At 63.9% G+C, this 24,427-nt stretch carries 24 protein-coding genes; 17 read left to right on the top strand and 7 right to left on the bottom strand.

What is annotated here, in order from left to right:
* The first annotated feature begins 177 nt into the window (after positions 1-177).
* The 5 genes from G4G27_RS01330 to G4G27_RS01310 all read left to right on the top strand — a co-directional run bounded on the left by G4G27_RS01330 (position 178) and on the right by G4G27_RS01310 (position 7,651).
* Positions 178-1,524: a dicarboxylate/amino acid:cation symporter gene (locus G4G27_RS01330; protein ID WP_183111435.1), complete on the top strand. Its 1,347-nt coding sequence runs from the start codon at positions 178-180 to the stop codon at positions 1,522-1,524.
* 2 nt (positions 1,525-1,526) lie between these two features.
* Positions 1,527-4,646 carry a TonB-dependent receptor gene (locus G4G27_RS01325; RefSeq protein ID WP_183111433.1) on the top strand — a complete coding sequence of 1,040 codons (3,120 nt, stop codon included), beginning with the start codon at positions 1,527-1,529 and terminating at the stop codon, positions 4,644-4,646.
* A gap of 9 nt (positions 4,647-4,655) precedes the next feature.
* Positions 4,656-5,534 carry a DUF4886 domain-containing protein gene (locus tag G4G27_RS01320; protein WP_183111432.1) on the top strand — a complete coding sequence of 293 codons (879 nt, stop codon included), beginning with the start codon at positions 4,656-4,658 and terminating at the stop codon, positions 5,532-5,534.
* Positions 5,535-5,600: 66 nt separating this feature from the next.
* Positions 5,601-6,032: a DCC1-like thiol-disulfide oxidoreductase family protein gene (locus G4G27_RS01315; protein WP_183111431.1), complete on the top strand. Its 432-nt coding sequence runs from the start codon at positions 5,601-5,603 to the stop codon at positions 6,030-6,032.
* On the top strand, positions 6,029-7,651 hold the full coding sequence (locus tag G4G27_RS01310; RefSeq protein ID WP_183111429.1) for an SDR family oxidoreductase: 1,623 nt from the start codon (positions 6,029-6,031) through the stop codon (positions 7,649-7,651). Before G4G27_RS01315 ends, G4G27_RS01310 begins: the two co-directional genes overlap by 4 nt.
* Before the next feature lie 79 nt (positions 7,652-7,730).
* On the opposite strand, the gene G4G27_RS01305 is transcribed toward G4G27_RS01310, so the two are convergent.
* On the bottom strand, positions 7,731-8,126 hold the full coding sequence (locus G4G27_RS01305) for a hypothetical protein (protein ID WP_183111427.1): 396 nt from the start codon (positions 8,124-8,126) through the stop codon (positions 7,731-7,733).
* 190 nt (positions 8,127-8,316) lie between these two features.
* Here G4G27_RS01305 and G4G27_RS01300 point away from each other — a divergent pair, with 190 nt between their 5' ends.
* The gene (locus tag G4G27_RS01300) at positions 8,317-9,051 is read left to right on the top strand and encodes a helix-turn-helix transcriptional regulator (protein ID WP_244624508.1); all 735 of its coding nucleotides are present in this window, start codon (positions 8,317-8,319) and stop codon (positions 9,049-9,051) included.
* Between the two features lie 145 nt (positions 9,052-9,196).
* Here G4G27_RS01300 and G4G27_RS01295 read toward each other — a convergent pair whose 3' ends face one another.
* Positions 9,197-11,278: a TonB-dependent siderophore receptor gene (locus G4G27_RS01295; protein ID WP_183111423.1), complete on the bottom strand. Its 2,082-nt coding sequence runs from the start codon at positions 11,276-11,278 to the stop codon at positions 9,197-9,199.
* 303 nt (positions 11,279-11,581) lie between these two features.
* Here G4G27_RS01295 and G4G27_RS01290 point away from each other — a divergent pair, with 303 nt between their 5' ends.
* The gene (locus G4G27_RS01290) at positions 11,582-12,967 is read left to right on the top strand and encodes a peptide MFS transporter (RefSeq protein WP_183111421.1); all 1,386 of its coding nucleotides are present in this window, start codon (positions 11,582-11,584) and stop codon (positions 12,965-12,967) included.
* Here G4G27_RS01290 and G4G27_RS01285 read toward each other — a convergent pair.
* Positions 12,958-13,599 carry a TetR/AcrR family transcriptional regulator gene (locus G4G27_RS01285; protein WP_183111419.1) on the bottom strand — a complete coding sequence of 214 codons (642 nt, stop codon included), beginning with the start codon at positions 13,597-13,599 and terminating at the stop codon, positions 12,958-12,960. The genes G4G27_RS01290 and G4G27_RS01285 overlap by 10 nt on opposite strands.
* A 122-nt stretch (positions 13,600-13,721) precedes the next feature.
* On the opposite strand from G4G27_RS01285, the gene G4G27_RS01280 reads away from it, so the two are divergent.
* The 3 genes from G4G27_RS01280 to G4G27_RS01270 are packed head-to-tail and all read left to right on the top strand — an operon-like array spanning position 13,722 to position 16,133.
* Complete coding sequence (locus G4G27_RS01280) at positions 13,722-14,177, top strand: DUF1579 domain-containing protein (protein ID WP_202049646.1); 456 nt, start codon at positions 13,722-13,724, stop codon at positions 14,175-14,177.
* 41 nt (positions 14,178-14,218) lie between these two features.
* Entirely contained in the window at positions 14,219-14,989 is a 771-nt protein-coding gene (locus G4G27_RS01275) for an NIPSNAP family protein (protein WP_183111417.1), read from the top strand.
* 43 nt (positions 14,990-15,032) lie between these two features.
* On the top strand, positions 15,033-16,133 hold the full coding sequence (locus G4G27_RS01270) for a hypothetical protein (protein WP_183111415.1): 1,101 nt from the start codon (positions 15,033-15,035) through the stop codon (positions 16,131-16,133).
* A 15-nt stretch (positions 16,134-16,148) separates the two neighbouring features.
* On the opposite strand, the gene G4G27_RS01265 is transcribed toward G4G27_RS01270, so the two are convergent.
* Complete coding sequence (locus tag G4G27_RS01265; protein WP_183111413.1) at positions 16,149-16,433, bottom strand: AzlD domain-containing protein; 285 nt, start codon at positions 16,431-16,433, stop codon at positions 16,149-16,151.
* 1 nt (position 16,434) lies between these two features.
* Positions 16,435-17,133 (bottom strand): AzlC family ABC transporter permease, encoded by a 699-nt coding sequence (locus G4G27_RS01260; protein ID WP_183111411.1) that lies wholly within the window; start codon positions 17,131-17,133, stop codon positions 16,435-16,437.
* A 108-nt stretch (positions 17,134-17,241) separates the two neighbouring features.
* On the opposite strand from G4G27_RS01260, the gene G4G27_RS01255 reads away from it, so the two are divergent.
* The 7 genes from G4G27_RS01255 to G4G27_RS01225 all read left to right on the top strand — a co-directional run bounded on the left by G4G27_RS01255 (position 17,242) and on the right by G4G27_RS01225 (position 23,059).
* Positions 17,242-18,234: a helix-turn-helix domain-containing protein gene (locus tag G4G27_RS01255; RefSeq protein WP_183111409.1), complete on the top strand. Its 993-nt coding sequence runs from the start codon at positions 17,242-17,244 to the stop codon at positions 18,232-18,234.
* Between the two features lie 96 nt (positions 18,235-18,330).
* Entirely contained in the window at positions 18,331-18,633 is a 303-nt protein-coding gene (locus G4G27_RS01250; protein ID WP_183111407.1) for an antibiotic biosynthesis monooxygenase, read from the top strand.
* 159 nt (positions 18,634-18,792) lie between these two features.
* On the top strand, positions 18,793-19,269 hold the full coding sequence (locus G4G27_RS01245; RefSeq protein ID WP_183111405.1) for a right-handed parallel beta-helix repeat-containing protein: 477 nt from the start codon (positions 18,793-18,795) through the stop codon (positions 19,267-19,269).
* Positions 19,266-20,297, top strand: coding sequence for a LacI family DNA-binding transcriptional regulator (locus G4G27_RS01240; protein ID WP_183111403.1), 1,032 nt, complete (start codon positions 19,266-19,268; stop codon positions 20,295-20,297). The genes G4G27_RS01245 and G4G27_RS01240 overlap by 4 nt, the downstream gene beginning before the upstream one ends.
* A 153-nt stretch (positions 20,298-20,450) precedes the next feature.
* Positions 20,451-21,290 (top strand): 5-dehydro-4-deoxy-D-glucuronate isomerase, encoded by an 840-nt coding sequence (kduI, locus tag G4G27_RS01235; RefSeq protein WP_183111402.1) that lies wholly within the window; start codon positions 20,451-20,453, stop codon positions 21,288-21,290.
* Between the two features lie 9 nt (positions 21,291-21,299).
* Positions 21,300-22,055: a 2-dehydro-3-deoxy-D-gluconate 5-dehydrogenase KduD gene (gene kduD, locus G4G27_RS01230; RefSeq protein ID WP_183111400.1), complete on the top strand. Its 756-nt coding sequence runs from the start codon at positions 21,300-21,302 to the stop codon at positions 22,053-22,055.
* A complete protein-coding gene (locus G4G27_RS01225; protein WP_183111398.1) occupies positions 22,052-23,059 on the top strand; it encodes a sugar kinase in 1,008 nt (335 codons plus the stop codon). Before kduD ends, G4G27_RS01225 begins: the two co-directional genes overlap by 4 nt.
* 37 nt (positions 23,060-23,096) lie before the next feature.
* Here G4G27_RS01225 and G4G27_RS01220 read toward each other — a convergent pair whose 3' ends face one another.
* Positions 23,097-23,396, bottom strand: coding sequence for a hypothetical protein (locus G4G27_RS01220; RefSeq protein WP_183111396.1), 300 nt, complete (start codon positions 23,394-23,396; stop codon positions 23,097-23,099).
* A gap of 8 nt (positions 23,397-23,404) precedes the next feature.
* Positions 23,405-24,406: a glycerophosphodiester phosphodiesterase gene (locus G4G27_RS01215; protein WP_244624507.1), complete on the bottom strand. Its 1,002-nt coding sequence runs from the start codon at positions 24,404-24,406 to the stop codon at positions 23,405-23,407.
* Between the last annotated feature and the right edge of the window lie 21 nt (positions 24,407-24,427).

Raw genomic sequence — 24,427 nt, 5'->3', positions numbered from 1 at the left:
GGATAATCGCACATTTCTCAAGTCCATATATCCACAAGCCGGAGGAATTATCATTTGATCCCAATACCTTGAAGCATTTCATCGCTTTGCTGGCACGGGCCCAAGGCGAGATTAGGATAGCCGCAGAGGGTCCAGCTACAAAGAGGCCCGGCGCATCAAGCGCCTTTGAGGGGATCGATGAAAGTATCTGTCAGCGCAGCATTGCCCGGTGCCCATCGCCGCACGCCGATCTACGCGCATCTCTATGTCCAGGTGATCGTCGCGATCATCCTTGGCGTGATCGTCGGCCATTTCTGGCCAGCGACCGGCGAAGCGCTGAAGCCGCTCGGCGATTTCTTCATCAAGCTGGTGAAGATGATCATCGCGCCGGTGATCCTCCTGACCGTGGTCAGCGGCATCGCCAGCATGCGCGAACTGTCGACCGTCGGCCGCGTCGCCGGCAAGGCGTTCGGTTATTTCCTGTTCTTCTCGACCCTTGCGCTGGTCGTCGGCCTGGTCGTCGCCAATGTCGTGCAGCCGGGCGCGGGCATGAACATCGACCCCTCGACGCTGCACAGCGCGGCGGTGGCCGATTACAGCCACCAGGCGGCTGAAACCAACTTCGTCGATTTCCTGATGGCGATCGTACCGACGACGATGGTCTCGGCACTGACCGACGGATCGATCCTGCAGACATTGTTCGTCGCGATCCTGTTCGGCATTTCGCTGCTGCTGGTCGGAAGGCCGGGCGAGCCGATCCTCGACCTGATCGAACGCACTGCCATCGTGGTGTTCAAGCTGGTCGCGATCCTGATGCGCGTCGCGCCGATCGGCGCGTTCGGTGCGATCGCCTTCACCATCGGCAAATATGGCGCGGGCAGCCTGGTCAATCTCGGCGCGCTGGTCGCGACCTTCTATCTGACGTCGCTATTCTTCGTGCTGGTCATCCTCGGCGCGGTTGCGCGGCTGCATGGCTTCTCGATCTTCCGCCTGATCGCCTATCTCAAGGCCGAACTGCTGCTCGTACTCGGCACCTCTTCATCCGAGGCCGCCTTGCCCAGCCTGATGGAGAAGCTTGAGCGCGCCGGCTGCGACAAGAAGATCGTCGGGCTGGTCGTGCCGACCGGTTATTCGTTCAATCTCGACGGCACCAACATCTATATGACGCTGGCCGCCCTGTTCATCGCGCAGGCGTGCAATGTCGACCTGACTTTGGGACAGGAACTCGCGCTGCTCGGCGTGGCGATGCTGTCGTCCAAGGGCGCGGCGGGCGTCACCGGGGCGGGCTTCATCACGCTCGCCGCGACGCTGTCGATCGTACCCTCGGTGCCGGTCGCGGGCATGGCGCTGATCCTCGGCGTCGACCGCTTTATGTCGGAATGCCGCAGCCTGACCAATTTCATGGGCAATGCGGTCGCGACGATCGTCGTCGCGCGCTGGGAAAATGCGCTCGACCGCGACCAGCTCAATGCGGTGCTGGCCAATCGTCAGACCGCCGATCTGATCGCCGACAACGACAAAACAATAATCGAACAGGGAGGATAGACATGACCAAGGGGCTTCGTGCCGTGCTTTGCGCGGGAACAGGGTTGATTGCGCTGACCATATCAGGCGCGGCCTTGGCACAGGAGGCGCCGCCACAGCCGGTCGACAACACAGTGCCGGGGATCGCATCGGATACGCCAGATGATGCCGGGACGCCGCAGCCCGAGGGCGACATCGTCGTCGTCGGCACGCAGATCCGCGGCGTTAGTTCGACCGCGGCGCTGCCGGTAACGGTGGTCAGCGCGAAGGAGATCGAAGCAACCGGCGCGTTGTCGGGCGACGATCTGATCCGCTCGATCCCGCAAATGGGCGAAGTCAGCTTCAACCCGTCGAATAACCCGCAGACCAGCAACGCCGCGCGCGGAGACGTCAATTCGATCAATTTGCGCAACCTCGGCACCGGCAACACTTTGGTGCTGCTCAACGGCCGCCGCCTGGTGCAGCATCCCTCCAGCCAGGCCGGCGAGGGCAATATCCCCGTACTTGGCTATAATTCCAACGCGATTCCCGTTGCCGGTATCGAGCGGCTCGAAATCCTGCGCGATGGCGCCGCCGCTATCTATGGCGCGGACGCGGTCGCCGGCGTGGTCAACACCGTGACCAAGACCGACTTTCAAGGCCTGACGGTTGATGGCCGCTATCAATATGCCGAGGGTACGCACCGCAAGGAATATGAGCTGACCGCGTTCGGCGGCACCAATTTCGCCGACGGGCGCGGCAATGTCTCGCTGTTCCTCGATTACACCAAACGCACCGCGCAGCTGGCCGAGGACCAGCCCTATACCGCGACCGCCGACCTGCGTGCCTTCTTTGCGGACAACCCTGATTTCGCGAGCAATCTCGGCTCGGACGGACGTGCGACCCAAGCGCCCTGGGCGAACTTCGCGGTCGTCGGCGGTCCCGGCACGATCCGCATGGGCACGCGCGCGCTGACCAGCTCGGCCGGCGCGTTCCACACCCAGTCGATTCTCAATCCCGGCTGCCTTGTCACGATCAACGCCGACACCTGCTATGGCTCCGGCACGCGCGCGACCGCGACGACGCTGCGCAACGAGCGGTTCGATGGCGCGATCGGCACCACCGTCACGCCGAGTATCGAGCGCTACAACAGCTTCCTGACCGCGCATTACGACATCAGCGACAACGTCACCGCCTATGCCGAAATCGGCTATTACCAGGCCGAAACGCACGCGATCCAACCGCCGACGATCAATCTCAACGCGATTGTCGTTCCCGCGAGCAATTACTGGAACCCGTTCGGACCGGTAACCTTCGCCAATGGCGCGGCCAATCCGAACCGCATTCCGGGTCTGACCAATGTGCCCGTGGCCGGCCTGCCGGTACGGCTGTCGACCTATCGTTTCGTCGATACCGGGCCGCAATATGTCGATGTGAAGAATTGGCAGGTGCGCTTTCTCGGCGGACTGAAGGGCAGGATCGGCAGCTTCGATTTCGATACCGCTTTGCTCTATTCGAAGGCGCGGGCGACCGACCGCTCCGACGCGATCAACATGACCGCGCTGCAACGCAGCCTCGCGCTCTCCACGCCCGATGCCTATAACCCGTTCAACGGCGGCTGTGCGGCGACGCCGAGCGCCGGCGACTGCAACCCCTCCTCCCAGGCGGCGATCGATGCGATCAAGTTCAAGCTGCGCCGGCAATCGACCACCACGCTGACTCTGGGCGATTTCAAGCTGTCGCGCCCCGATCTGTTCACTCTGCCCGGCGGCGACCTGGGCATCGCGTTCGGGATCGAGGCACGGCATGAAACGCAGCGTGACGAGCGCGATTCCAATCTCAATGGTGACATCGTCTTCACCGATTCGGTGACCGGCGAAGTCTCGACCAGCAACGTCGCGGCGGTCAGCCCGACGCCGAGCACGCAAGGCGACCGCACAGTGTTCTCCGGGTTCGCCGAACTGGCCGTGCCCATTGTCGGGCCGGACATGAACATCCCGCTGGTTCGCCGCCTCGATGTCCAACTGGCCGGTCGTTACGAGCATTACAGCGACTTCGGATCGGTTGCGAAGCCGAAGATCGCCGCTGCCTGGGACCTTGTCGACGGGCTGCGGCTACGTGGTTCCTGGTCCAAGGGCTTCCGTGCGCCGAACCTGGAGCAGACCAAGACGGTGCAATATTCTCGCTTGGGGTCGAACACCGATTTCTACCGCTGCGAAGCCGACCTGCACCTCCCCCCGCCGCGCACCCCGATCCCGAACTTTGGCGCCTGCTCGCGCGGCATCAGCTATTCAATCTTCGTCAGCGGCAATCCTGACCTGAAGCCGGAGAACAGCACCAACTGGAGCGTGGGCACGGTATTGCAGCCCAAATTCTGGCCGAGCCGCTATGGCAGGCTGACCCTGACCGCGGACTTCTGGGCGATCAGCCAGGTCGGCATCGTCGGCCAGTTCGGCCCACAGAACGCACTGGTGCTCGACTATCTGCTGCGCATGCAGGGATCGAGCAATCCGAATGTCATCCGCGCCGTGCCGAACGCCGACGATATTGCATTTTTCGCGGGCACCGGACTGGCACCGGCGGGTGCCGTGACGCAGATCCGCGACCAGTTCGTCAATTTGCTGCCGCAGACGGTGCAGGGCATCGATCTCGCGCTGCTCTACAACGTCAAAAAGACCGGAATCGGCGATTTCGACCTGTCGATCAACGCCGCGCGGCTGACCAAATATTCGCGCGACACGCCGCCGGCGGTGCAAGCCCTGTTCGACGCACGTGCTGCAGGCGACATCAACTCGGCGACGCCGCTGACGGATGCGAGTGACCTGATCCAGGTGCGCGGCAAGCCGAAGTGGCGCGTGACCGGATCGCTGACCTGGACGCTCGACCGGATCCAGATCGGCGGCTTCGCCAATCTGACCAGTTCGGTCTACGACACCAACTTCCTCGACACGGAGGGCAACCCCTATGTCATCGAGGGCCAGACGACGTTCAACCTCTACGCGCAATATCGCTTCAAGGGCGGCGCGCTGGACGGCACGCGCATCCGGCTTGGCGCGCGCAACCTGTTCGATAAGCAGCCGCCGATCACCGCGGACGGCTATCTGGGATCGCTTTACAGCCCCTATGGTCGCCAGCTTTATGTCACCATCGGCAAGAAATTCTAAAAGGACGACATGATGATCAAGCTTTTGCTGAGGACGGGTCTGGCGTTAGCGGCGCTGGGGGCGAGCATCGCGCCCGCCGCAGCGCAGGAAAAGGCGCGCACGATCCTGTTCGTCGGCAACAGCTTCACCTATGGCGGCCATTCGGCGGTGCATTACTATCGCAGCGACGCGGTGACCGACCTGAACAACGAGCGCGTCGGTGGCATACCCGCGCTGTTCAAGACCTTCACCGAACAGGCCGGACTGAACTACGCCGTCAGCCTGGAGACGATCGGCGGCCAGGGCCTGGACCGGCATTACCAGACCAAGCGCGCGCTGCTCAACCGGGCCTGGGACGTGGTCATCTTGCAGGGCCACAGCACGCTCAACCGCGACGCGCCGGGCGATCCGCGCTCGCATGTCGCCAATGCCGGCCTGCTCGCCGCAATGTTCACCGCCGCCAATCCGGCGGTCGATGTCGAGCTGATCGCGACCTGGGCGCGCGCCGATCTGGTGTACAGGAAGAAGAGCCCATGGCTGGACAAGCCGATCACCGTGATGACCGCCAACCTGCGCGCGGCGTCGGATCTGGCGAAACGGTCATCACGCGACATCGACGGCGTGATCCCGGTCGGCGAAGCCTGGACCCGTGCGATGAGTGAAGGTGTCGCCGACGCCAATCCTTATGATGGCAAGCCGTTTGGCCAGGTCGATCTGTGGACCTATGACCAGTATCACGGCAGCACCTATGGCTATTATCTCGAAGCGCTGATGGTGTTCGGGAAGATCACCGGCGTCGATCCGCGCACGCTCGGCGATAAGGAACGCGCGGCAGACGAGCTGGGTATCTCGCCAAGCGAGGCGGTGGCGTTGCAGCGAGTGGCGTCGGAGCAACTGAGGAAGGGCTGATCCCTAATCCCCGGCACGGGGAGGATATGCTGGACACGCGCCCTCCCCACGGGCTTAAGGCAGCCAATGCCGCCCGACACGCTCGACCTCGACAGGATCACTCGCGACGGCCCGATCATCGTGTTCGATGCGCTGTGCATATTGTGTTCGGCGAATGCCCGGTTCGTCCTGCGCCATGACAAGCGCCACCATTTCCGCCTGGCGTCGATGCAGGGACCGATCGGTGATGCGCTGTATCGCGCGCATGGCATCGACCCGGCCAGACCCGAGACGCTGATCGTCGTCGATGGGCGGCAAGTCCTGACCGATTCCGATGCGGTGATCGCGATCTGGTCGGGCTGCGGCTGGCCATGGCGCGCGGCGGAAGTGTTTCGCCTGGTGCCGCATATCCTGCGTGACCCGATCTATCGCCTGATCGCGAGCAACCGCTACCGGCTGTTTGGTAAGCGCGAGACATGCTGGCTGCCCTCCCCCGCCGATCGCGCACGCGTATTGTGAGCCGCATCCTGATTCTCGGCGGCTATGGCGGGTTCGGCGCGCGACTGTCGCGGCGCCTTGCTGCCCGGGGGCATGACATACTGGTGGCGGGGCGGCATCTCGGCAAGGCGGCGGCATTCTGCGATGATCTGCCCAATGCCATGCCGGTCGTCGCCGATCGCGATGGCGATCTCGGCGCGGTGTTGGCCGAACATCATCCCGACCTGCTGATCGATGCGGCCGGGCCGTTCCAGGGCAGCGGTCACCATGTCGTCCAGGCCTGTATCGACGCGCAGGTCCATTATCTCGATCTTGCCGATGGTCGCGCCTTCGTCGCGGGCATCTCAATGCTTGATGGGGCGGCAAAGGAAGCCGGCGTGGCGGTTGTATCGGGCGCGTCCAGCGTCCCCGCCTTATCGGGTGCCGTGATTCGAAACCTGACAATCGGCATGGAGCGGGTGACAGCAGTCGAAATGGCGATCAGCGCGTCCAACCGGGCGGCGGCGGGTGCGTCGGTCGCTGCGGCAATTCTGAGTTATGCCGGCAAACCCCTGTCCCTGTGGCGCGGCGCACGCCGGTTCACGTCGCATGGCTGGCAGGAGATGCGGCGCGAGCGCTTCGCACTGCGCGACGGCACCGCGCTCAGCCACCGGCTGGTCGCGCTGGCCGATGTGCCCGATCTCGATCTGCTGCCAGGCCGGCTGCCGGGTAAGCCGGCGGTCATCTTTCGCGCCGGGACCGAGCTGGCGTTCCAGAACCTGACCTTATGGATGGCGAGCTGGCTGGTGCGATGGGGCTGGCTCGGGTCGCTGGCCGGCCTGGCGCGGTGGTTGTTGCCGTTGCAGCGACTGACCGCCGGCTGGGGGTCGGACCGCTCCGCGATGGTCGTGCGCGTGTTCGGGCTGGTCGCGGGCAGAAGGGTCGAACGCCGCTGGACATTGATCGCGAGCGATGGCGACGGGCCGGAGATTCCGACGCTGGCCGCCGAAATCATCGCCGACCGGATCGCCGGCATGCCGCACGGTGCGGGCGATGCCGGACCACTGCTCGATCTTGCCGACTTCGAGCCCAGCTTTACCGGGCTATCGATCCGGCATGAGAGCGAGGAATTCGAGCAGCGGCCCGCGCTGTACGACCGCGTCATGGGCGTTCGTTTCGCGGCGCTGCCGCTCGAGGTGCGGGCCATGCACCAGGTGCTGCGTGACGGCGGCGCGAGCGGGCGGGCGACGGTCGAGCGCGGGCGCAATCCGCTGGCCCGGCTGATCGGCGCACTGATGCGCTTTCCGGCCGCGGGCGAGCATACGCTGCATGTCGGGTTTCGCGAAGAGCATGGGGTCGAGCGCTGGACGCGGACCTTTTCGGACCAGGCTTTCCATAGCAATCTTTGCGAGGAAAGCGGGCAGTTGGTCGAGCGTTTCGGACCTTTACGATTCCGCTTCGACTTGCCCTCGGACGAGCAGGGATTGACGATGCTAATGCGAGGCTGGTCCGTTCTGCGCCTCCCCCTGCCTCTGTTCCTCGCGCCGCGCACGGTGGCGCGGGAATGGGTCGAGGATGGGCGGTTCAAGTTCGACGTGCCGATCGCGTTGCCGCTGATCGGGCCGGTGATCCATTATCGGGGATGGCTGGTGCCGGCTTAAACTCCGCCCCGCCACGGGCGACCCGCGAAAGAAGGCGGCGGCCCCTTATGGGACCACCGCCAAAGAACCATTGATTTTTTCAGACGGCGAGCGTCGCGCGAGCCTGCGGACGATGATTGAACTCAAGCCAGGCGAGCAGCGCGACCACCAGCGCCTGGGCGAGCACGAAGATCGCACCGAACGCGGTCGGCTCGGTCATCAGCAGCACGGCGATACTTGCTGCAACCCAGCCGATATTGCCGATCACCGCCAGCAGGACGAGCGGTGTATTGAGCAGCGGCGTTCTGGCCATCCAGGCAAACAGCGCAGCAACCGGGAACAGGCTGACCCCGGCAATCAGCAAGAGAGTCGCATGAAGGCCGGTCGGCCCGGCGAGCATCGTCGCACCAAGGCTCATCGCCGCACCGGCGAGCAGGCAAGTCAGCGCATCGAGGCCGAGGATCTTGCGGACGGTCTGATTGGTCGTGTCGGTCATGATGTCCTCCATTTGGGCAGGCGTTGTTGGTGAGGAGGTTCTCGCCGAACGAGGTAGGCGCGTCGATTACGTCGAAGGTAATGGCGGCTCGTCGTATGCCGATCTATTCACCTGTCACGGAGGAACGCCCATGTCGGTTGCTGCACGGAACGTTGGAGATCATTTGCGCGAATGGCGCCGTAAACGGCGCATGAGCCAGCTTGATCTCGCGCTCGATACGGAGATTTCCGCACGCCATCTGAGTTTCGTCGAAACTGGGCGCGCGCGGCCGAGCCGCGACATGGTGCTACGCCTGTCGGAACAGCTCGACGTGCCGATGCGCGAGCGCAATTTGATGCTGACCGCCGCCGGCTTCGCGCCGCTGTTCGGCGAACGATCGCTCGACGATCCGGAGATGGCCGGCGCGCGGCGCGCGATCGACCTGATCCTGACGGGCCACGAACCCTGGCCCGCCCTGGTGGCCGACCGGCGCTGGAACCTGATCGCGGCGAATCGCGGGGTCGCCCCGCTCCTCGTCGGCGTGGCGCCGGCACTGCTTGAGGCACCCAACGTCCTACGGCTGGCGCTGCATCCTGAAGGGCTCGCGCCGCGCATCGTCAACCTCGCGGAATGGCGTCACCATCTGATCACACGCCTCAGGCAACAGGCGCAGGCGGTCGGCGACGCCGACCTGGACGATCTCGTCATCGAACTGGAAAGCTATCCGGCCCCGCCAATGGCCGATGTACGGCCGCAGGATCTGGGCGGTATCGCCGTGCCGCTGAAATTACTCGCCGGCGATCAGGTGTTGAGCTTCCTCAGTACCACCACCGTGTTCGGCACGGCGCAGGACGTGACCTTGTCGGAACTGACGCTGGAAACCTTTTTTCCCGCCGACGACGCGACAGCGGAGATGGTCAGGGCGTCGGCAAGCGGCAACGGCTAGGGCAGTTCGCACTGGCTTCATCCACCACCCACCGTTCGCCCTGAGCTTGTCGAAGGGCATGTGCAGCGCTTGGGCTTCGACAAGCTCAGCCCGAACGGAGGTGGTTTGATTCGGCCAACCCAGGCAGCCGCGCCGCTCACTCGGGTCAGAAGTGGTAGGCCAGCGTGCCCATCACGTTGCGGGGCGCGCCGATGAAGCAATCACCGCGCGACAGGCAAGAAGCGAAATAAGATTGGTTGAACAGGTTCGTGGCGTTCACCGACAGGCGCCATTTGCTCCATTCGAGTTCGGCCAGCGCATCGACCAGTGTGTTGTCGCCCGTCACAATCGTCCAGACCGGACCGACCGACTTGCGATTTCCAGTGTAGCGAACGCCGGCGCCGAGCCGGAGCGAGACGGCATCACTCACCGGCAGCGTCTTCATGCCCCAGATCGATGCGTTGTGACGCGGGTAATAGTCGAAGTAGGGCGAGTCCTTCGTCTCGAGCTTGTTATAACCATAGTTGACCGACAGCTCGTAATTGCCCGGCAGGGTGCGGGTCGCTTCGACCTCGAACCCCTTGGTTGTCAGTTCGCCCGACTGGATCTGACCGAGCGGATTGGCCGGGTCAGCGATCGGACGGTTGCTCTCCCGGATATGGAATCCTGTGACGGTCACCAGCGTAGAAGCGTCGGGCTGCCATTTCACACCAGCCTCATATTGGGTTCCCTTCTGGGGTTTGAACGCCGAACCGCCGGTGCTGAACCCGGCGATCGGCTGGAAGCTTTCGGTGTAGCTGAAAAAGGGCGAGATGCCGGCGCCGATCTCGCCGATGATGCCGGCGCGGAAGGTCGTGGCATTATCGGACGGCACGCCGGGGCTTGAGACATGATCGCGCCGCGCGCCGAGCACTACCGAGACGCGGTCGGCAAAGCGGATCTGGTCCTGGACATAAAGGCCAAGCTGTTTTTGCGATTGTCGCGCCGCGACGGGGTCGATCACCGGAATAGACAGCGCGGCACGATCAATATTGTACAGGTCGACGGTTTCGACGCCTGACCCATAACGCTCGGTAAAGCGGTTCCAGCTATAATCCACGCCCACGAGCAGCAGATGACTGATCCCGGCGCCCGTATCGAACTTGATCTGAAGGTTATTGTCGGTGGTGAAGACGTTCAGCGTCGCCAGCTTGTCGTCGCTGTAAAGCTGGATCAACCGCCCGTTGCTACCGGCCAGATAAGGGTCGGTCGGATTTGAATAGCTGTTGGTATAATGCGTGAAATAGCTCACATCGCTGTCGATATAACGCGCCTTCAGGTTCAGCTCGATCTGGTCGGTGATGCGCTGCTTGACCATCGCCGTGCCCTGCAGCAGCCGGCCATCATAGCGGTCATGGCCCGGCTTTCCGACGAACAAGGTGCGCGGCAGCCGCGGATTGCCGGGATTGTCGTACAGCGTGCCGACGATCGGCAGGAATTGCGGTGTCGAGCCGCCATGATCGTTCTGATAAAGACCCAGCAGCGTGATGTCCGTGTCGGTGCCGGGCTGCCAGCGCAGCGACGGCGCGATCATCACGCGATCGTCACGCACATTGTCGATGAACGTATCGGAATCACGCACCCGTGCGACCAGCCGCGCGGCCAAGCCGTCGGCGATCGGGCCGTTGATGTCGGCGAGCAGCTCCTTGCGGTTGTCGCTGCCATAAACTGCCGCGATCTCACCGCGGGTCGTGAACTCGGGAGTCTTTGACACAAGGTTGACGATGCCGCCGATCGACCCCTGGCCAAACAGGACCGAAGCTGGCCCGCGCACCACCTCAACCCGCGAAAAATTATACGGGTCGGACGTGGTGCTGACATAGGAGCCGAAAATGTCACGCATGCCGTCACGGAACTGCAGCGCATCGATGCCGCGAATGGCAAAGCTGTCGACGCGCGTGTCGCGGCCATAGGGATTCGCCGTGATCCCGGCGGCATAACGCACCGTGTCACTGATACTGATCGCGCCCTGCGCGCGGAACATGTCTTCGGTCAGGATCGTGATTGGCTGCGGCGTCTCGATCAGCGGGGTGGCGGTCTTGGTGCCGGCACCTGCATCCTGCTTGGCGCGCTCGCCCGTGACGATGATATCATCGCGCCGGTCGCCGTCCGGCGTCCCGGTTGGCGCGCCGTCCGCCGCCCATGCCGTGCCGCTTGTCAGCGCGATCAATACGGCGCCCGAAAGCCCAAGAAACTTGCTCGATGTCATTGCGATCCCCTTAGCGGGGCGAGCCTCTATCGCTAATGCGAATTGATCGCAACGATAAAATCTACCGCGATGCTTCCGCCCCGGCAACGTCGCATCGCCGGTCATCGCGACCTGGTTGAAGCTTCCGATTCGCCAAGGCGTTGCCAGTGTTGGCCGCACGGACAAAGCTCCGGATGATTCCGGCCATTGCGGTGCCCGACCATTGCGGTGATCGCGTTTGAACCCTAGCGCATCACCGCGGTGCGTCAGACTGTTGCGCGCTCGAACTGGGATGTGACGATCATGGAAACGAAGGCACAAACCATGTCGGACCCAGCCCCGCTGATCACTGCTTCGATCACTGCCGACCGCTCCTTTCTCGGCCATCCCAAGGGCCTGGCCTATCTCGCCTTCACCGAAGCGTGGGAACGGTTTTCCTATTACGGCATGACCGCTCTGGTCGTGCTTTACATGGTCCAGCAACTGTTCCTGCCCGGCCATGTCGAGAATGTCGCCGGGCTGCCGACCTATCGCGCGGCGCTCGAATCGGTACTCGGCCCGCTATCGGCGCAGGGCCTCGCGTCGCAGACCTTCGGATTATATTCCGGTCTGGTCTATTTCACGCCGATCCTGGGCGGGTGGATCGCCGATCGGCTGCTCGGCGCGAAGCGGACCGTGGTGATCGGCGCACTGCTGATGAGCGCGGGGCATTTCGCCATGGCGTTCGACCATAGTTTCCTGCTCGCCTTGCTGTTGCTGATCCTCGGGTCCGGGTGTCTCAAGGGCAATATCTCGGCGCAGATCGGGCACCTCTATCCGGCCGACGACGAATCACGGCGGACGCGCGCCTTCACCATCTTCAGCATGGCGATCAATATCGGCGCGGTGCTCGGGCCGCTGGTGTGCGCTGGATTGGCCCAGGCCTATGGCTGGCATGTCGGCTTCGGCACCGCCGGAGTGCTGATGCTGCTCGCCACCGTCACCTATCTGGCGGGACAGCGCTATCTGCCCGACCAGCGTCCGCGTCGACGCGATCGCGTGGCGGCGGTGCCGCTGACCGCTGCGGAGTGGCGCACCGTGCTGCTGCTGGTGGTGGTGATGGGCATCACGGTGTTCCAGACCATCACCTATTTCCAGTTCTTCAATGTCGGGCTGGTATGGATCGATAGCCACGCCGATCTAACCACGCCGCTCGGCCATATCCCCGCCCCCTGGTTCAATTCGGTCGATGCATTTTTCAGCGTCATCGCGGTGCCGCCCTTGATCTGGCTGTGGGCGCGCGAGGCTCGGCGCGGGCAGGAATCGAGCGACCTGACCAAGATCGGCATTGGCGCTGTGCTCGCCGCGATCTCGGCCGCGATCATGGCACTGGCGGCGATGCTCGCCGGCGCGGGCACGGCGAGCGCATTGATCCCGTTCGCGGCCTTCGCGCTGGTCGGGGTCGCGTTCCTTTATTACTGGCCGCCCTATCTCGCATTGATGTCACGCGCGGCGCCGCCCAACGTGAATGCGACGATGATGGGGTGCGCCTATCTCTCGCTGTTCATCGGCAACATCATCATGGGCTCGGTCGGGACGCTGTACGAGACGATGACGCCGGGAGCATTCTGGATGCTGAATGCCGGCATCTCGATGATCGGCGCGCTGCTGGTGCTGCTGTTCGGCCGTGCGCTCACCCGTCGGCTGACGGGCGGCCCGCCTCAGCCCTGATCCCCACTCCCGGCCGGTAATCCCATCATCCGCCGCAACCGGCGGGCACAGGCGCGCAGCGCCGTCGCGTCCTGCCGCGCCTTGGCGATCGACATGGCACCGGTAAACATCGCCACCACCGTGCCGGCCAGCCCCGCCGCATCGCCCGCGACGAAATCGGCCCGCCCCGCACGTTCGTCACGATCGAGCCGCGCGGCGATCGCGTCCTGCCAGGCGCGATATTCGTCCTCCACCGCGCGGCGCAATCCGTCATCGGCGAGCGACAGTTCGAGCGCGAGATTGCCGAGCGGGCAACCCGAGACCGAGCCCTGCCGATCGAGCGCGTCGGCGGTCTCCTCGAACACGCCGACGATCCCTTCCGCCCCGGACGGCGCACCATCGACCGCCGCGATCCAGGTATCGGCGATCTCCCCCGAGACGCGCTCCGCGACCACCGCCAGCGCGAGGTCTTTCTTGGTCGGAAAATGATGATAAAGCGCACCGCCGGTCACCGCCGCCGCGCGCACCACATCATGCATGCTGGTCGCGCCATAGCCCTGCGCCTGGAATGCGCAGGCCGCGGCATCGATCACGCGCTTGCGCATGCCCGCCGGATCATTCTTCCGAAATTTCGCCCGCTCCGCCCGTACCATTCATGCCTCCTGATCGCATTCTCCACTAGCATCATTGACAAAACCGGACAACCGGTCTGTTATGGCATACGAAACGGAGGAGAAGGCGAGTCGTGAAGCGGATTAAAGCGATGACAGGCCGAATGGCGGGCTTCGACTTCCTCCATGGACAATGGCGGGTCACGCACCGGAAGCTCGGCGCGCGGCTGGCCGGTGCTCGGGACTGGTTCGATTTCCCCGGCACGCTGCAGGTCGATCCGGTGCTGGACGGCCTGGGCAATATCGACGTCAACGTGCTGGACGACCCGAACGGCGCGTATCGCGCGCACTCGCTCCGGCTGTTCGATGCGTCGACCGGCCTGTGGTCGATATGGTGGATCGACCGGCGCTCGACCACGATCGATCCGCCGGTGATCGGCGGGTTCGAGGGACGCAAAGGGACATTCTTCGGCGACGATCTGTTCGCCGGAAAACCGATCCGCGTCCGGACGACCTATGAACCCTTCGATGACACGCGTGCGGAATGGACTCAGGCCTTCTCGGCCGATGGCGGGGCGAGCTGGGAGGTCAATTGGATCATGGAATTCCACCGCCAATGACCGAGATCGACACTCTTTTATCGCGCAGGAGACTGATCGGAATGACCATGACCGGACTTGCGGCGCTGAGCAGCGGCGCCATTGCCGCCGACGCGCCGACGACACAGAAGGTGATCGAGCTGCGCCAGTACAAGATCCTCAAGGGTCGCCGCGACGCGATGATCGCCCTGTTCGAGCGCGAGTTCGTCGAGAGCCAGGAAGCGCTCGGCATGCGCATCATCGGGCAATTCCGCGATCTCAACGATCCCGACCGCTTCATCTGGGTTCGCGAATTCGAGAGCATGGCGGCGCGTGCCACCGCGCTCAACGCCTTTTATTTCGGGCCCGTCTGGCAAGCGCATCGCGATGCCGCCAATGCCCTGCTCGACGACAATGACAATGTCCTGTTGCTGCATCCCGCCGCCGCCGGGTTTGGCTTCGGCCCGCTGACGCGCCCGGTCATGGCGGGCGGCCCCGCGGGCCTGGTGATCGCGACGATCCATTATCTGTGGAAAGATGCCGGCGAGGGGTTTGGCAGCTTCTTTCAGGAACGGATGCAACCGGCGCTCACCACGGCGGGCCTGCCCGTCCTGTCCGCCTATGTCCCCGAGCGCGAACCGAATAATTTCCCGCGTTTGCCGGTGCGGCAAAGCGAGAAGCTGTTCGTCTGGTTCACGCGCGTTCCGGATGCCGCCGCTTATAACGAGGCAATGGCGAGATTGCGTGCGAACAAGCTCTGGCATGCCACGACCGGCCCCGCGCTCGACGATTTCGAAGAGCGCGCGGCACAGATACTGCGGCTCGCACCGGCCTCCCGCTCGACGTTGCGCTGAGCAGGCACATTGCTCCGGCCCGCCGGCGCGGTAAGCTGGCGGCATGACCATCGAAGCATTCCACGCCAGCCGGGCAACCGCCGTGATCGGCGCCGCGCTGTTGGCACTCGTTGCAACGGGCGCCCGGGCGCAGGACGCGCTTCCGGCCGAGCCCCCTGCCCCGCCGCCGTGCCGCATGGTCGGCGACGTGTCGAGCGCGGCAGGCGTGCCACAGTTCATCCGCATCGATCCCGCAGCCGCCACGCGCATGGCCGAAATCGGGCTCGACCGTGCAGGCATTTTCGCGCGCATGGCGGAAACCTCGATCCCCGAGACGATGGGCTGCTGGGCCATGCCGGCGGGTAATTTCGACAGCCAGCTGATCTCGGTCGGCATGGCGCAGTGGAATTTCGGCACCGGCAGCCTGCAGCCGGTGCTGCTCCGCTGGCGCGAAGGATTCGACTCGGGCGGGCGGTTCAAACGCGCGCTGAAGGCGCTCGCGCCGACCTATGGCAAAATGCTCTTCTCGAAGGATTGCCGCGCGGTGCCGGTGCGCGACAAATGCCGCGCCGCGATCCTTGCGGCGGAGGATGCGACCGGGCGGCTGAACCCGGCGATCGCGGCGGAACTGACCGCGATCTTCGAAAGCGACGCCATGCTGCAGGTCCAGACCGATACCTATATCGAACTGCTCGATGCGGTGCGGCTCGATCTGTTGCGCGTCTTTCCGACCGGGCCGATGACCCTGCGCAAGGTCCGTTGGGCGATCGACACCCGAGTGCAGCAAGGCTTTCTGCCCGGCGACGAGGATGTGGCGCGGCTGCGAGCGAAGTTGGCTGCGGTGCCCGAGGTCGAACGCTGGCCGCGACTGCGCGCGATCATCACCTGGTACAAGGCGCTGGCCGAGACGATCGACCAGGATGGCGTGAGCCGCGACTATCAATGGAATGCGCAGCGCTGGACCTGCATGATCGATGCCGGCGCGATCGATGCGGAGCAATATGAGCTGCTCAGCCTCACTTTTCTGCGCAGCCGCACCGCGATCGGCAATAGCGGGCGGTGGCAGGCACTGACCTTCGAACGGCGGGCGAAGATCATCCTCGGTGTCGGCAGCGTCAGCGGAAAGCGCGATGGCGAATGCCCGGTCCAGCCATCGACCTCATGACCTCGCTTATGCGCTTCAGATCAGCCTGATCAGCGCGGTCCCTACCACCGCAACCCCCATCGACAGGAGCGGCGAGCGCCAGATCAGCATCGCAATCATCGCCCCGGCGACACCCGCCGCCAGCGCCACGTCACCAGCCAGGATCACCGGCACGACGAATGCGGCGAGCGTGCAGGTCGCGAGATGGTCGAGCAGCCGGCGTACGGAATCGGGCACGCGGCCGGTCGCGACCAGCCAGGCGCCAAGGATGCGCGTGGCATAGGTGGCGAGCGCCATCATGCCGATCGCAAGCGCAGTCATTTCAGCGCCGGGCATCGAAGCAATAGCCGAACAGCGCGCCACCAAGTGCGCCCGAGATGACCGCCCAATGCGTCGGCATGGCGAGCGAGAGCCCCGCCGCCGCGCCACCCGCGACGATCCAGGGCGGCACGTCGCGCACGCCCTTTGCGGCGCCGATCAGGACGCAGACGAAGAATGCCGGCATCAGCGCATCCACGCCGAAGTGTCGCGGATCGCCGATCGCCTCGCCGGCAAAGGCGCCAACCAAGGTTCCGGCGATCCAGGTCAGCCAGAGCAACAGGCCGCCGCCGAGCAGATGGCCGAGGTCGCGCTCGCCACCCGAAATCGCTTGACGGGTCGATGCCCAGTTGGCGTCGCTGAGCACCGCAAGCACGGCATAACGCCGCACTGGTGGCGCGGCACCGAGATAGTCCCCCAGCGTCGCGCCAAGCACGACATGGCGTCCATTGATCGCCAATGTGGTCATCAGGATCGCGAGCCAGGGCAGCGGATAATGCCACAAATCGAGCACCGCATATTGCGCCGCGCCGGCGAAAACGAAACCGCTCATCGCTGCGGCCGCCGCAGGGCTCAGGCCTGCTTCGACCGCCGCCGCGCCGAAGCCGATGCCGAATACGGCGACCGCGATCGCGGCGGCGAACAGGTCGCGAAACCCACGCCCGACACCGGCAAGGGACAAATCTGTTGAGGCAACAGGCATCACGCGACCCTATCGTCCCACGCGCGCCGGGCAAGCGATGCCAATGCCAATGCAATGAACATCGCGCCAATCATTGAAATTGGCATGATATTCCGTTAAACGAATATCATGCCAAATGCTCGCTATCCCAATTCAACGCATTCGGTTGCGATCCTGGCCTATCAGGGCCTCTGCCTGTTCGAATATGCGACCGCGCTGGAGGTGCTGAGCAACCGCCGTTCCACTAACGGTGAGCCACTTTATGCGGTTGCCAGCTTCTCGCTCGAAGGCTCTTCGATCCTGACCGATCGCGGGGTGTCGATCATGGTCGAGGCATCGGACGAGGTATTTTACGACGCGCAAACCATTGTCGTGCCGGGATGGCGCATGGGACCGGTGCCGGATCAGATCGCCGCCGCGCTGGCCATGGCGCATCGCGGCGGCGCGCGGATCGTATCGATCTGTACCGGCGCGTTCGTGCTGGCGGCAGCGGGGCTTATCGACGAGCGGCGCGCGACGACGCATTGGCAATTCGCCGAACAGCTCGCGCACGACCATCCACGAGTCACGGTCGATCCGATGGCGCTCTATATCGACGAAGGCAGTATCGTCACCTCGGCCGGATCGTCGGCCGGGATCGACATGTTGCTCCATCTCATGCGTCGCGATTTCGGATCCGCCGCGTGCAACGAGGCTGCCCGCGCGATGGTCGTGCCGCCACACCGCGAAGGCGGCCAGGCGCAATATGCCGAAACCCCTATTCCCGAGGTTCACCACAAGGCCTTTTCGATGGTGATCGAGCAGTTGCGGCGCGATCCCGCGGGCGACCACCGGATCGAGACGCTCGCCGCGATGGCCGCGATGAGCCCGCGCACTTTTTTCCGTAAATTTCGCGCCGCGACCGGACATACCCCCTATGACTGGATCCTGCTCGAACGCATCCGGCTGGCCAAGGCAATGCTCGCGGAAGGCGATCTGCCGGTCGAGCGCATCGCGGAGCGCGCCGGATTCGGTGCGGCCGATACCTTTCGGCACCATTTTCGCCGCGTCGTTGGCACCACGCCGAGCCAGTTCCGCGCCGCCTTCCAGCACAATGGGGAATGGCTCCGGGCAGCCGAATGATTGGCGCGATCTTCCGCCCCTTTGGCATGCCCGATGATCGCCATTTCCGACCGATCGGCGGATAATCGGCCACCAAATAGCCGAGCGAGATTTGCGATGATTGCCAGAATCTGGAAGGGCGCGGTGCCGACGGCAAAGGCCGCCGATTATCTCGACTTGATGCGGTCGGTGTCGCTGCCCGACTATCGCGCGATCGAGGGCAATGCCGGTGCATGGTGTCTCCACCACGAGAGCGATCATCTCACGCACATTACAATGCTCACTTTCTGGACCGATATGGCGGCGATCGCGCGCTTTGCCGGGAGCGATCCGGACGTGGCGAAATATTATCCGTTCGATCCCGATTTCCTGATCGAGATGACGCCCCGCGTCGAGCATCACGAGATGCTGGCGGCCTGACGTTCAGACGATACGTCGGAGTAACGAGATGGCACAAATGCCAGTTACGCCTCCGCCGCTGGCGGCGAGATCAACTGCCTCGATCCGGGCGGCTTCGGCGCGCTCACCATCACCAAATCGATATCGCTGATCTGCGACTATACCGAAGCGGGCATCCTGGTGGCGGGCACCACCGCTTTCATCATCAATGGCACGAACATCAGCGTCGTCATATCCGGCTTCGATATCGAGGGTCTGGGCAACTCGGTATCGCCAGGCGTTAACGGCATCAACTTCCTCAACGGTGCATCGTTGATCGTCCGCAACACCAAGATCCGCGGTTTCCGGAATGGCTACGGGATCGACTTTCGCCCAGCTCCAATGCGCAGTTGTTCGTTCACCGGGGCTGCAGATTTCACGCTGACGGATTCGAACGTCGCCCAGAATACCGGCTTCGGCATGATCATCAACGGTGCGGCAACAACGGCACGCGTCGGCAACACGACGGTCACCAATGACGGGACCGGCATCACCCTTCTCGGTTCGGCAACTGTGAAAAGCTATGGCGACAATCGCCTGGACGGGAATACGACCGACGGGGCGTTCTCCTCGATCCTTCCCAAGGACCGGGCGCGGCGATATGCTCCATACCCATGAAGGCAGGCGGCAATCCCACAATCAACGACGTTGCCCGCTTGGCCGGCGTTTCGAAAAAGACCGTCAGCCGGGTGATTAATCGCTCGCCGCTGCTCACCGATGAAACGCGCCTGCGTGTCGAGGCGGTGATTGGCGAGCTTGGTTATATCCCCAACCCGCAGGCGCGCGGGCTCGCGCTCAGGCGCAATTTCCTGATCGGGCTGATCCACGATAACCCCAACTCGCAAATGGTGCTGGGGGTGCAGCAGGGTATTCTCGAAGCGATCCGCGAGACCGAATTCGCATTGGTCGTGCGCCCGGTCGATCGTGGGTCGGGCGCGATGCTCGATGATGTGCGGCATTTTCTCGAACGCCAGCGCTTGTTCGGCGTGCTGCTGCTGCCACCGATCTCGGAGAATGACGAGCTCGCTAAATTGTGCGAATCGCTCGGCTGCCGCTACGTCCGGATGGGGTCGGCCAAGCTTGATGACGATCATCATTCGGTCGCGTCGAACGATGCCGAGGCGGTGACCGAGGCGACGCGCTATCTGATCGAACAGGGCCATCGCCGCATTGGCCTGGTCACCGGGCCGCATGGTTTCCGCTCCGCATTCGAACGGCGCAGCGGCTTCGAAAAGGCGCTCGCCGAGGCGGGGATCAAATTGCCGCGCGGGCTCGTCGCAACGGGCGATTATCGCTTCGAATCAGGGGTCGAGGCGGGCAATCGCCTGCTCGATCAGGTGCCGATACCGACTGCGATCTTTGCCTCCAACGACGAAATGGCCGCCGGCGTGCTTCACGCCGCGCGCCAGCGAAACCTGGCGGTGCCGCAGGATTTGTCGGTGATCGGCTTCGACGATACCGAAATTGCCGGGCATGTCTGGCCGCCGCTGACCACCGTGCGTTGGCCGATCCAGTCGATGGCGCGCTCTGCCGCGCTGAAGCTGCTCGCCGGCACGCTCGACGACGATAACGGGATCGAGGAGCCATCGCTGTTCCTTTCCAAACTGATCCGCCGTGCCTCGGTTGCGCGGCCTCAGCCGGAATGATTTGGCTTCCATTGACACCGGTGTCTAGGCTAGCGACGCGGGAACGCGCTGTGACCAGCAGATGACCCGTCCAACGATCCTCGGCCGCGATCAATTGTTCCGAGGCCGATCCGCTCACGCTATGGTGCTCTTGAGATTCCAATGGAGAGAATGATGTTCGACCGGACTTATTACGCGACGCATCCGGACATGATGGAGTGCGTGTCGAACGACGAGTTGCGCGATCGGTATTTGATCGACGATTTGTTCCGCGAGGGTGAGTGCGTGCTCAATTACACGCATGCCGACCGTTTTGTGATCGGTGGCGTTGCGGTGGGCAGCGGTGCGGTGAAGTTGCCCGACCAGAGCGAGCCGGCCTCGGCTGTGGGTCATCCGTTCCTTGAACGGCGCGAACTGGCGGTGGTCAATGTCGGTGCGGTGGAGGGTGTGGTCACCGTCGATGGCGAGACGTTCACGCTGGGCAACAAGGACTGCCTGTACGTCACGATGGGCGCAAAGGACGTGAGCTTCTCCGGCGCGGGCGCGCGTTTCTATCTCGCCTCCTGCCCGGCGCACAAGGCGTTCGTCACGCGCAAGCTCGGCATTGGCGACGCCAATGCGCTGGAGCGCGGCAGCCTTGAGGAATCGAATGAGCGGACCATCTTCCAGCTCGTCATTCCCGGCATATGCGATTCAGCCCAGCTGGTCATGGGCCTGACCGTGCTCAAGCCGGGCAGCGTGTGGAACACCATGCCGCCGCACATCCATGAACGGCGTTCGGAAATCTATTTCTACTTCGAACTGGACGGCCAGGCCGACCGCGTGTTCCATTATATGGGCGAAGGCGAAGCGCTGCGCCATATCGTCATCGCCAATGAAGAAGCGGTGATCAGCCCGCCCTGGTCGGTGCATATGGGATCGGGCACCAAGGCCTATGCCTTTATCTGGGCGATGGCGGGCGAGAACCAGGATTATACCGACATGACCGTCCTCGACATTTGTCAGTTGGCTTGAGTTGAGCGCATGACCAATCCCTTCGACCTTGGCGGCCAGGTCGCGATCGTCACCGGTGCCAATACCGGCATCGGCCAGTCGATCGCGCTGGCGCTTGCTGCTGCCGGCGCGGACATCGCCGCGGTCGGGCGCACCCCGGCCGAGGAGACCGTGGCCAGGGTCCGCGCGCTCGGGCGACGGGCGGAGATCGTCTCGGCCGACCTCTCGACGATCGAGCCGGTGCAGCGCGTCGTCGACGAGACGATCGCTAAGCTTGGCCGGCTCGACATATTGGTCAACAATGCCGGCATCATCCGCCGCGCGGACTCGGTCGACTTCACTGAAGAAGACTGGGATGCGGTGATCGACACCAATCTGAAATCGGTGTTCTTCCTGTGTCAGGCAGCGGGGCGGCACATGATCGCGCAGCAGTCGGGGCGGATCATCAACATCGCCTCGATGCTGACGTTCCAGGGCGGCATCCGCGTGCCGAGCTATACCGCCTCCAAATCGGGGATCGGCGGGCTGACCAAGCTGCTTGCCAATGAATGGGCGGCAAGGGGGGTGACCGTGAACGCAATCGCGCCGGGTTATATCGCCACCAACAACACCACCGCGCTACGCGCCGACGAAGCGCGCAACAGATCGATCCTCGAGCGCATCCCGGCGGGCCGCTGGGGCGACCCTGAGGATCTCGGCGGCGCGGCGGTGTTCCTTGCCTCGCGCAGCGCCGGTTATGTCAACGGCCATATCCTCGCCGTCGATGGCGGGTGGCTCGCACGATGACCAAGCTGCTTGCCTTTGGCGAAATCATGCTCCGCCTCTCCCCACCGGGGCGCGAGCTGTTGCTCCAGACACCCAAGCTCGACGTGTGGGTCGCCGGCGCGGAGGCCAATGTCGCGACCGCACTGGCGCGACTTGGCCATGAGGTCGGTTTTGCCAGCATGGTACCCGATAACGATCTCGGCCGATCGGCGATCGCGACCTTGCGCGGACACGGCGTCGACACCCGCGGCATCGCCTTTGGCGGTGAGCGGATCGGGCTGTATTTCGTCACCTCGGGCACCGGCATGCGCGCAACCGAAGTGATCTACGATCGCGCCGGTTCCGCCTTTGCCGAGGCGCCGGTGAGCGCCTGGGACTGGGACGCACTGTTCGACGGGGTCGACCGGCTGCATCTGTCGGGTATCACGCCGGCGCTCGGTCCGGTGCCGGGTGAGAGCGCGATCGCCGCGGTGCGCGCGGCAAAGGCGCGCGGCATTGCCGTGTCGTTCGACGGCAATTTCCGCGCGAAGCTGTGGGAGCGCTGGGACAGCGACCCGCGCACCACGCTGACCGAGCTGGTGCGCCATGCCGATCTGATGTTTGGCAATCACCGCGACGTCGCGCTGCTGCTCGGCCGCGACTTTACCGCGGACGGCGAGGATCGGCGGCGCGAGGCCGCGGATGCGGCGTTCGCCGCCTTTCCCAACCTGCAGATGATCGCTTCGACCGCACGCCATGTCGTCACGGTCGACGACCACCGCCTGTCCGCGCGGATTGATGCGCGTAACGGCTTTGCGCAGACCGAGGAGGTCGTGCTTGCCGGGATCGTCGATCGGATCGGCGCGGGCGATGCCTTTGCCAGCGGCGTGCTCCATGCCTTGCGCAGCGGCGGCGACATAACCGAAGCGGCACGCATCGGCCTGGCGCTGACCGCACTCAAACATTCGCTGCCCGGCGATGCGAGCCTGTTCCGCCAGGCCGATATCGACGCGTTCCTGGCGGGCGGGCTGGATGTGCGGCGATAGTCGATAGATTTCCCCGGCCATGGCCGGGTGGCAGCCGCTATCGCGGTTCGTACTCCGGCTCGCTCTGACCCGCGCGATACCCGTCATAGGGCTGGCAGTTGTCCGGATCCTTGCGGCACGCCTTTTCCGCCTTTTTGCGCTCGCGACCTTCGCGTTCCTCCTGTTTGCGCATCTTGCGGCCGTAATTGCGGTCGGCCTCGGACTGGCTGGTGGTCGTCCAGTCGACCGCCTTGCCGGCAACCTTGACCGGCGCGGTGACCACACTGGCCACGGTACGCACGCAGCCGCCAGAGAGCAGCGGCGTGAGGGCGATGGAAGCGATAAGCAACTTGCGCATGATGATCTCTATGGTTGACGCGGATGCTTGCTCGCATCGCGCGCTTCGGCGCCGATCCCCGGGAAATCGGTGAAGAACCCGTCGACGCCATCTTTGATATAAAGCGCAATTTCGTCCGAAAGACGGCCATGGGCGGCAGGGTCGACTCCGGTCTTCAGGCTCGGCGGCAAGAAGAAATTCTCCGCACGGAACGTCCAGGGATGGACGCGTAAACCCGCCTTATGCGCGTCCACGATCAGCATGGTCGGCGGCGCGTCACCATTACGGATCATCGATTTGGACGGACCAATGCCATAGGCATAGGTCGCCACGACCTTGAGCCCGGCCGGAGTGGCCATCTCGGCATAGCTCGCGACCGCCTTGTCGGCGGGACCACCGGCCGCATCCATCAACTGGATCAGCCGGATATGGGTCAGCTTGTGCAGGCGCTTGAGATTATCGACTTCGAACGACTGGATGAACACCGGCGCCTTGGCATCGCTCCATCCCACGGCTTTCAACTCGGCGACGAGCTTCGCTTCCATCGGCAACCCGATCGAGGCGAAATAGCTGGGGTGCTTGGTCTCCGGATAGATACCGATCGTCCGGCCTGTCGCCTTGGATTGCGCCTTGGCGAGCGCGATGATCTCGGCAAGCGTCGGTATCTCGAACTGACCATCATATTTGGCATTGTCAGGCCGAAGTTGCGGCAGCCGCTCTTTCGCGCGGAGCGTCTGCAACTCGGCGAGCGTGAAATCCTCGGTAAACCAGCCGGTATGGCTTTCGCCGTCGATCACCTTGGTTCTCTTGCGATCGGCGAATTCGGGATGGGCGGCGACATCGGTGGTGCCGGTGATGTCATTCTCATGCCGCGCGACGAAGACATTGTCCTTGGTCAGGACCAGATCGGGTTCGATGAAATCGGCACCCTGCTCGATCGCCAGCGTATAGGACGCGATGGTGTGTTCGGGCCGCAGGCCGCTCGCGCCGCGATGCGCAATAACGATCGGGCTCTTGGTATCGGCGGCCATGGCCCTATCTTGCATCGTGAC

Origin of the sequence: Sphingomonas sp. So64.6b (assembly GCF_014171475.1) — a bacterium.
In the GTDB taxonomy this organism is placed as follows: Bacteria; Pseudomonadota; Alphaproteobacteria; order Sphingomonadales; family Sphingomonadaceae; genus Sphingomonas; species Sphingomonas alpina_A.
This window is presented reverse-complemented; position numbering and strand designations above follow the sequence as displayed.

Excerpts from the sequence above, each read along its gene's own strand:
- G4G27_RS01330 (WP_183111435.1), top strand. The coding sequence starts at position 178 with ATGAAAGTATCTGTCAGCGCAGCATTGCCCGGTGCCCATCGCCGCACG.
- G4G27_RS01325 (WP_183111433.1), top strand. The coding sequence starts at position 1,527 with ATGACCAAGGGGCTTCGTGCCGTGCTTTGCGCGGGAACAGGGTTGATT.
- G4G27_RS01320 (WP_183111432.1), top strand. The coding sequence starts at position 4,656 with ATGATGATCAAGCTTTTGCTGAGGACGGGTCTGGCGTTAGCGGCGCTG.
- G4G27_RS01315 (WP_183111431.1), top strand. The coding sequence starts at position 5,601 with ATGCCGCCCGACACGCTCGACCTCGACAGGATCACTCGCGACGGCCCG.
- G4G27_RS01305 (WP_183111427.1), bottom strand. The coding sequence starts at position 8,126 with ATGACCGACACGACCAATCAGACCGTCCGCAAGATCCTCGGCCTCGAT.
- G4G27_RS01300 (WP_244624508.1), top strand. The coding sequence starts at position 8,317 with ATGAGCCAGCTTGATCTCGCGCTCGATACGGAGATTTCCGCACGCCAT.
- G4G27_RS01295 (WP_183111423.1), bottom strand. The coding sequence starts at position 11,278 with ATGACATCGAGCAAGTTTCTTGGGCTTTCGGGCGCCGTATTGATCGCG.
- G4G27_RS01290 (WP_183111421.1), top strand. The coding sequence starts at position 11,582 with ATGTCGGACCCAGCCCCGCTGATCACTGCTTCGATCACTGCCGACCGC.
- G4G27_RS01285 (WP_183111419.1), bottom strand. The coding sequence starts at position 13,599 with ATGGTACGGGCGGAGCGGGCGAAATTTCGGAAGAATGATCCGGCGGGC.
- G4G27_RS01280 (WP_202049646.1), top strand. The coding sequence starts at position 13,722 with ATGGCGGGCTTCGACTTCCTCCATGGACAATGGCGGGTCACGCACCGG.
- G4G27_RS01275 (WP_183111417.1), top strand. The coding sequence starts at position 14,219 with ATGACCATGACCGGACTTGCGGCGCTGAGCAGCGGCGCCATTGCCGCC.
- G4G27_RS01270 (WP_183111415.1), top strand. The coding sequence starts at position 15,033 with ATGACCATCGAAGCATTCCACGCCAGCCGGGCAACCGCCGTGATCGGC.
- G4G27_RS01265 (WP_183111413.1), bottom strand. The coding sequence starts at position 16,433 with ATGACTGCGCTTGCGATCGGCATGATGGCGCTCGCCACCTATGCCACG.
- G4G27_RS01260 (WP_183111411.1), bottom strand. The coding sequence starts at position 17,133 with ATGCCTGTTGCCTCAACAGATTTGTCCCTTGCCGGTGTCGGGCGTGGG.
- G4G27_RS01255 (WP_183111409.1), top strand. The coding sequence starts at position 17,242 with ATGCCAAATGCTCGCTATCCCAATTCAACGCATTCGGTTGCGATCCTG.
- G4G27_RS01250 (WP_183111407.1), top strand. The coding sequence starts at position 18,331 with ATGATTGCCAGAATCTGGAAGGGCGCGGTGCCGACGGCAAAGGCCGCC.
- G4G27_RS01240 (WP_183111403.1), top strand. The coding sequence starts at position 19,266 with ATGAAGGCAGGCGGCAATCCCACAATCAACGACGTTGCCCGCTTGGCC.
- kduI (WP_183111402.1), top strand. The coding sequence starts at position 20,451 with ATGTTCGACCGGACTTATTACGCGACGCATCCGGACATGATGGAGTGC.
- kduD (WP_183111400.1), top strand. The coding sequence starts at position 21,300 with ATGACCAATCCCTTCGACCTTGGCGGCCAGGTCGCGATCGTCACCGGT.
- G4G27_RS01225 (WP_183111398.1), top strand. The coding sequence starts at position 22,052 with ATGACCAAGCTGCTTGCCTTTGGCGAAATCATGCTCCGCCTCTCCCCA.
- G4G27_RS01220 (WP_183111396.1), bottom strand. The coding sequence starts at position 23,396 with ATGCGCAAGTTGCTTATCGCTTCCATCGCCCTCACGCCGCTGCTCTCT.
- G4G27_RS01215 (WP_244624507.1), bottom strand. The coding sequence starts at position 24,406 with ATGGCCGCCGATACCAAGAGCCCGATCGTTATTGCGCATCGCGGCGCG.